The organism is Candidatus Eisenbacteria bacterium (genome assembly GCA_016867495.1).
Classification (GTDB): Bacteria; Eisenbacteria; RBG-16-71-46; order CAIMUX01; family VGJL01; genus VGJL01.
Genome location: VGJL01000335.1, coordinates 1 through 1,923, shown reverse-complemented (window position 1 = coordinate 1,923; position 1,923 = coordinate 1). Strand labels below are relative to the sequence as shown.

Sequence of the window (1,923 nt, the reverse complement as noted above, 5' to 3'; positions counted from 1 at the left end):
AGGCGGCTTCGTGAGGCCCAGCGGATCCGCGGCGCTCCGACACCTCATCGCCATCGCGCTCTTCTCGGCGCTCGTCACCGCCCTCGCCTCTTTCACGCGGGCGGCCGACGGCCCGTGGGAGAGCCTTGCTCCGGGGCTCGATCTCGGCCGGTTCTCCGTCTCCTCCGGACGGCCGGGCGAAGAGTCGGAGATCGTGATCCTCCGCGTCGATCCCCAAGCTTGGGAGCTGAGGATCTGTTGCGCGAGCGAGGAGGACTCGGCAGTCAACCACACCGCGCGGGAGTGGTGCGAGCGGAGGGGTCTCGTCGCGGCGATCAACGCCGGGATGTTCGATATCGACTATCTTACACATGTCGGATACATGAGGTCGGGGGAGCATCTGAACAACCCCCGCGTCAACGAGTACCAGTCGGTAGCGGCCTTCAAGCCCAAGCTGCCCGGCCTGTCCCCGTTCCGGATCTTCGATCTCGATGAGCCCGGAGTGACGCTGGAGCGGATCGGGCGGGAGTACGCTGACGTGGTCCAGAATCTGAGACTCGTGAAACGGCCGGGTGTCAATCGGTGGGCGCAGCAACCTCGAAAGTGGAGCGAGGCCGCGCTGGGTGAAGACGCGTCCGGGCGCCCGCTCCTGATCCTCTCCCGCGCGCCCTTCTCGATGCACGACCTGAATGAGATCCTCCTCGGTTTCCCGATCGACCTGGTGTGCGCGCAGCATCTCGAGGGTGGGCCAGAAGCGCAGCTCTATGTGGGGATCGGCGGCACTTCGCTGGAGATCCTGGGAGGGTATGAGACCGGTTTCTTCGAGAAGGGTTGGATCGAGACGGCATGGAGGATCCCGTTTGTCATCGGAATCGCCCCGCGCGGAGCGGGGATTCAAGGAAGCAGATGAGGGCGCCTCGCGGGCACGACAGGAGGTGTTTGAGATGAGCGATGCGGCAGGAGGCTTCTTCCCCGACCCGGAGGCTGCGCCGAAGATCGCGCAGATGCCGGGCGTCGAGACCAGGATCATCACCGGCCTGGCCGGCGAGAAGATGATGATGGTTCTCACCACGATTCTCCCAGGATGCGCCGTGCCGACGCACGCGCACTCCCACGAACAGATCGGGGTGGTCTACAGCGGACAGGCGCTCATGCGCGTCGGCGACGAGGAGAAGGCCGTGCGGCAAGGGGATTTCGCGCGCTTCCCGAGCGATGTTCCCCACAGCGCGGCGTGCCTGGGCGACGAGCCATTCATCATGGTGGACATCTTCTGTCCCGGCCGCGAGGACTTCCTCGCCAAGCTCGCCGGGAACCGCCCGGGAGGCGCGAGGACGTGACGAAGGAGCCGGGGTGGCTTCCGTTTCTCAATGATCTCGCGAATCGCGCGGACGAGATCTCCCTCCGCTGGTTTGGAGCGCCGTCGCTCCCGGTTCGGGAGAAACCTGATCGGACGCCCGTCACGGCGGCCGATGAGGAAATCGAGGAAGCGATCCGGTCGCTGGTCCAGGCGCGCCATCCGGAGCTTGGCGTCTACGGCGAGGAGCGGGGGATCAGTCCTGGCGCCGGCGTGGCGCGACTGATCCTGGATCCGATCGACGGCACCGCGAACTTCGCGCGGCGCATCCCGATCTTTGCGACCCTCATGGCGATCGAGGTCGGCGAGGAGATCGTGGCGGGCCTCGTCTCGGCACCGGCCCTCGGGTCGCGGTGGACCGCCGCGAGGGGAGGAGGGGCCTACCACGGAGAGCGGCGCATGCGCGTGTCAGGGGTCGAGCGGCTCGAAGAGGCAACGCTCTTCCATGGAAGCCTCGCGGAGTCGAGGGCGGGGCGCGAGGGAGAGGAGAATGCGGCGCCGCTCAACCTCCTCGCCCTGGCCCGGCGATGCGCTCGCTCGAGAGGATTCGGCGACTTTCTCCAGCACGTCCTGGTCGCGCAGGGGAGCGG

At 67.0% G+C, this 1,923-nt stretch carries 3 protein-coding genes; all 3 read left to right on the top strand.

Annotated features, from left to right (window positions below):
- The first annotated feature begins 10 nt into the window (after nucleotides 1–10).
- A complete protein-coding gene (locus tag FJY88_14020) occupies nucleotides 11–889 on the top strand; it encodes a phosphodiester glycosidase family protein (protein MBM3288443.1) in 879 nt (292 codons plus the stop codon).
- Nucleotides 669–1,316 carry a cupin domain-containing protein gene (locus tag FJY88_14015; GenBank protein ID MBM3288442.1) on the top strand — a complete coding sequence of 216 codons (648 nt, stop codon included), beginning with the start codon at nucleotides 669–671 and terminating at the stop codon, nucleotides 1,314–1,316. The genes FJY88_14020 and FJY88_14015 overlap by 221 nt, the downstream gene beginning before the upstream one ends.
- Nucleotides 1,211–1,923 (top strand): hypothetical protein (locus FJY88_14010; GenBank protein MBM3288441.1); only part of this gene is annotated, 713 nt, incomplete at its 3' end. The genes FJY88_14015 and FJY88_14010, both read left to right, overlap by 106 nt.